The sequence below is a fragment of the Bartonella sp. OC68QHHN genome (assembly GCF_042193875.1).
In the GTDB taxonomy this organism is placed as follows: Bacteria; Pseudomonadota; Alphaproteobacteria; order Rhizobiales; family Rhizobiaceae; genus Bartonella; species Bartonella grahamii_A.
Window position 1 is genome coordinate 1 of record NZ_JBHIME010000056.1, and the last position, 3,638, is coordinate 3,638.

General features: G+C 37.0%; 6 protein-coding genes and 1 pseudogene. 2 read left to right on the plus strand and 5 right to left on the minus strand.

The window, feature by feature from the left end; genetic code table 11:
- On the minus strand, nucleotides 1–447 hold a 447-nt coding region (locus ACFIJ0_RS06640), incomplete at its 3' end, for a hypothetical protein (RefSeq protein WP_375661435.1).
- 52 nt (nucleotides 448–499) lie between these two features.
- On the opposite strand from ACFIJ0_RS06640, the gene ACFIJ0_RS06645 reads away from it, so the two are divergent.
- Together ACFIJ0_RS06645 and ACFIJ0_RS06650 are read left to right on the plus strand one after the other, a co-directional pair.
- The gene (locus ACFIJ0_RS06645; RefSeq protein WP_375623184.1) at nucleotides 500–814 is read left to right on the plus strand and encodes a type II toxin-antitoxin system RelE/ParE family toxin; all 315 of its coding nucleotides are present in this window, start codon (nucleotides 500–502) and stop codon (nucleotides 812–814) included.
- A gap of 16 nt (nucleotides 815–830) precedes the next feature.
- Complete coding sequence (locus tag ACFIJ0_RS06650; protein WP_004861504.1) at nucleotides 831–1,127, plus strand: HigA family addiction module antitoxin; 297 nt, start codon at nucleotides 831–833, stop codon at nucleotides 1,125–1,127.
- A gap of 46 nt (nucleotides 1,128–1,173) precedes the next feature.
- On the opposite strand, the gene ACFIJ0_RS06655 is transcribed toward ACFIJ0_RS06650, so the two are convergent.
- The 4 genes and pseudogenes from ACFIJ0_RS06655 to ACFIJ0_RS06670 all read right to left on the minus strand — a co-directional run.
- Nucleotides 1,174–1,452, minus strand: coding sequence for a hypothetical protein (locus tag ACFIJ0_RS06655; RefSeq protein WP_375644171.1), 279 nt, complete (start codon nucleotides 1,450–1,452; stop codon nucleotides 1,174–1,176).
- Entirely contained in the window at nucleotides 1,449–2,168 is a 720-nt protein-coding gene (locus tag ACFIJ0_RS06660; RefSeq protein WP_375644172.1) for a phage antirepressor KilAC domain-containing protein, read from the minus strand. Before ACFIJ0_RS06660 ends, ACFIJ0_RS06655 begins: the two co-directional genes overlap by 4 nt.
- A gap of 419 nt (nucleotides 2,169–2,587) precedes the next feature.
- Nucleotides 2,588–3,376, minus strand: coding sequence for a hypothetical protein (locus tag ACFIJ0_RS06665; protein ID WP_375644173.1), 789 nt, complete (start codon nucleotides 3,374–3,376; stop codon nucleotides 2,588–2,590).
- A gap of 30 nt (nucleotides 3,377–3,406) precedes the next feature.
- Nucleotides 3,407–3,638, minus strand: a pseudogene (locus ACFIJ0_RS06670) (hypothetical protein); the annotation flags it as partial.

A 3,638-nucleotide genomic window follows, 5' to 3' on the forward strand; every position in this document is an offset into this window, starting at 1 on the left:
TGTTTCTGGTTCAAAATTTAAGAAAGGTTCAACGAGTCTTGCTGTTACACCGCTTTCTTCTTCATCCATGTTGGGGATATTCGTCACATAAATGACTTCAAAGGTTAAAATGGCACCATGGAGTGCTAGGGCGCCATTATCACCAAAGGCAAAAGCAATATTTTGCAAGCGGCATGTTTCAACGGTGTTATTGAGATTGGGATTAGCGTAGAAAATCTCCTCAACTTCCCACGCTAATTGGTCAACAAAACGTGCTCCATCTTCACATGTCGCATAACATTCAACATCTAGCGTTAAAACACGCCGCCTTAAGCCAAAATCATGTCCATCTTCAATCGTTTCACTTTGCGTTGAGATATTAATAGCTGGCATTGCTTCAATAAATAAATTGAAATCGCGCATATTGANAGCAACAAAGCTTTCCCTTATCGTTTCGCGTGGATGCATAAACGCTCCTGTTATTTAACATTTATCCTTTTCTTTATATTGGTATCGTGTTATGATACGTAAAAGAACGAATAAAGGTGATTTGGTGATTGAATCTTTTGCGGATAAGCGGTGTAAAGATCTTTTAGAAGGTAATCCACCTAAAGGTTTTCCAACAACTCTAGTACGTATAGCTCAAAGAAAATTGTTTATGCTGGATAAGGCAGTTGATCTTAAAGATTTACGCAGTCCTCCTGGTAATCGTTTAGAAGCATTGAAAGGTGACCGCCAAGGACAATATTCTATTCGTATTAATGACCAGTTTCGTATTTGTTTTGAATGGCGTTCTAATGGCGCTTATGAAGTTGAAATCGTAGATTATCATTGATCTTTAGGAGGTCGAGATGAAAAATTATATTGCTATTCATCCCGGAGAAATTTTACGCGAAGAATATTTAAAAGAATATGCTCTCTCTGCTTATGCCCTTGCAAAAGCATTAAATGTTCCACGCACGAGAATAGAACGTATTGTTGCTGAAAATAGTCCAGTGACTCCCGATACAGCACTAAGATTAGCCTATTTTTTTGATACTACTGCTGAATTTTGGCTTAACATGCAAGCTGCTTACGACGTTAGTATATTACAAACTGAAAAAGCAGACGAATTTGCCAAAATCAATAAATTTGAATGTAGGGTTTGACCACCTCCCCATTTTAAGAACAGGGAGGGGAGTTCTATCTTTTAAATTAAGCAACCTTTTTAATGGGGCTCTCTAAACTTGGTTCATAAGCTTTCAACAAAGAATCCATGCTATGTGGTAGCTCTGAAGCTCCAAAATCTGTAAGAATTGCCAAAATCTTTGTAATATTAGGCACCTCATTTTGAAGCTTTAAAATCAAAGCGTTTTCTATTGCATTCATAGTTTGAACCAGAGCACTACAATCTTTGTCGCTCACATTTTCATCATTAGAAAATTGAGATAATGCTATCCATAAATCGCATAAGAAGTTAGTATCTATCTTCATTGTACACCCCCATGGATTTGTTCTCTCAAACATGCCAATCCTTTTGGTGTGATTTTCGTTGAAGGCAGGACCTTTTCTGTACCATCCGGTCTTTGAATGGTAATAGCGGGACAATCCATGAATCCTTTCTTTATCTTATCCTGATAAGGTAATAGAGGCGCCCCTGGAGCACGTCGATACACCCAATCATGTTTACGCAAATAATCCGTTAAATCTTTTGGTCGTACCTCTAGCATTTTCGCTGCTTCAATAAGACCGAACAAACCATCAGAACGCTTTAAACCATCCAAAGCTTTTGCTTTTGGTGCTAATTCGGCAATGGTGTTATCCTTCTGCTCAATTTGGTTTTGTAGGTGTGTCAAAAAGCCAATCATTGCTTGAGGACTTGAATAATCAATTTGCGGTGTTGCTACTTGTTTTTCCAATTCTTGCCAGCGGTCAATGATTTTTGCACGTAATGTAGTGTTATAACCAGAAACAAGAATTAAACATTCACGCTTCGGTAAGTTATAACAAGGACGGCTTTCACCTTTTGCATCAATGTAAGTACCTATAAAATCAACCGGCTCAAATTTGAGCTCGTTAAATATTTGCTTAATATCACGCATAACATTCTTATGCTGCTTACCACACACTTCTGCAATTTCAATGCTAGACATAGTCTGAGTAACAGCACTATGAGAAGTACTTTTTTTAATTTCTATAAGAGTGTTCATGAGAACTCCTTGTGGGTTAGATGTTTTTGATTGACACTCCATAAGAGTGCCGGGTGCTCAAAAACACGGCCACAAGTCCGTCGTTACGCTTTCCCCATAAAGAGTATTGTATAGCGTAACTACACCCGACAAGACTGTTATATGCTACGGCATATAATGAGTCAAAATCTTTAATGTATAGAAGACTGATTATTTCGGTAACCAATCCGCTTGCGGTTTAAGGTGTTTTTGAGGCACCTGATTCTATTATTCATACTCCTACTATAATGTCAAGCAGTAATATTACATTTTTCTAAAAATCGTTTTTACACAAGCAATCGATTAAATTTTTTAATTGTGATCCGAATATCCTTTCTTTTCCAATAAAATCAAACAAGCCAGTGATAGGTTTGAATTCACAATCGTTCGTTTTTTTGTTTTTAGTCTCTCACCCCAGTTGAAATAATTTCATTATCGTAAATTTCTGCTGTTCCGCAAACTCGCGCTTTTCCACAAACTTGCACACTGTCAAAAATTGATGCCTCGCCATAAACTCGTGCATTACCAGAAATTTGCGCTTCATTAGCAACCAATGCTTTACCGTAAACTCGTGCATTATCGAAAATCTGCGCATTGTCAGAGATATCTGCACGATCAAAAACTTGTGCATTATTGCAAATTATAGCATGTCCCCAAACTGATGCCTCATCATAAATTTTTGTATTGTCATAAATTTGAGCATTTCCGGAAATAGATGTTTCACCGTAAATTATAGCATTCCCGGAAATGTGTGCATCTCCGAAAATAGATGCTTCACCATAAATCTTTGCATTGCCGAAAATTTTAGCATTTTTGGAAATAAATGCTTCACCATATACTTTAGCGCTGTCATAAACTTTAGCGCTTCCCCAAACTGATGCCTCATCATAAATTTGCGCTTTACCAGAAATTTGCGCTTCACCAGAAACCGATGCTATACCATAAACTTTTGCATCATCGCTAATTGTAGCATTTTCAGAAACATATCCATTTCCGTAAACCTGTGCATTATCAAAAACCCAACAATTATCGTAAGGACTTAGGTTTCTTTCTTTTTCAATATATCCACCTAAATCACCTTTCTTAATTGTACCAAAATTTTTGATAGCTTTAATACGGTAAAGAATAAATTCGCCAACCTTAATTGCTTCATTTGTTAATTTGTATTTTTTTCTTCTAAATATAAACATGTACTAGATCATTTCTTTATAAGCATATCTTTACTTTATCTCCCGCAAGATAAGCTTATACATACCAGATTCTGAGGCTTGTACATCTATCACAATGAAATGCTCTTGAGAAGAGGGGGCTTTGCTGTTTTCAGGAGCCATCACAATAATACTATCTTGAGGTTTTGGTGGTATTCCGCCAATATCATTGATACAAAGATCAAGTTCCTTTCTTGCAATTGTGGTGGGGATTCTGCCTCCAGCCTCCGATTCCGAATGTTTG

Coding starts and splice junctions, on each gene's coding strand:
- ACFIJ0_RS06665 (WP_375644173.1), bottom strand. CDS start 3,376: ATGTTTATATTTAGAAGAAAAAAATACAAATTAACAAATGAAGCAATT.
- ACFIJ0_RS06650 (WP_004861504.1), top strand. CDS start 831: ATGAAAAATTATATTGCTATTCATCCCGGAGAAATTTTACGCGAAGAA.
- ACFIJ0_RS06660 (WP_375644172.1), bottom strand. CDS start 2,168: ATGAACACTCTTATAGAAATTAAAAAAAGTACTTCTCATAGTGCTGTT.
- ACFIJ0_RS06655 (WP_375644171.1), bottom strand. CDS start 1,452: ATGAAGATAGATACTAACTTCTTATGCGATTTATGGATAGCATTATCT.
- ACFIJ0_RS06645 (WP_375623184.1), top strand. CDS start 500: ATGATACGTAAAAGAACGAATAAAGGTGATTTGGTGATTGAATCTTTT.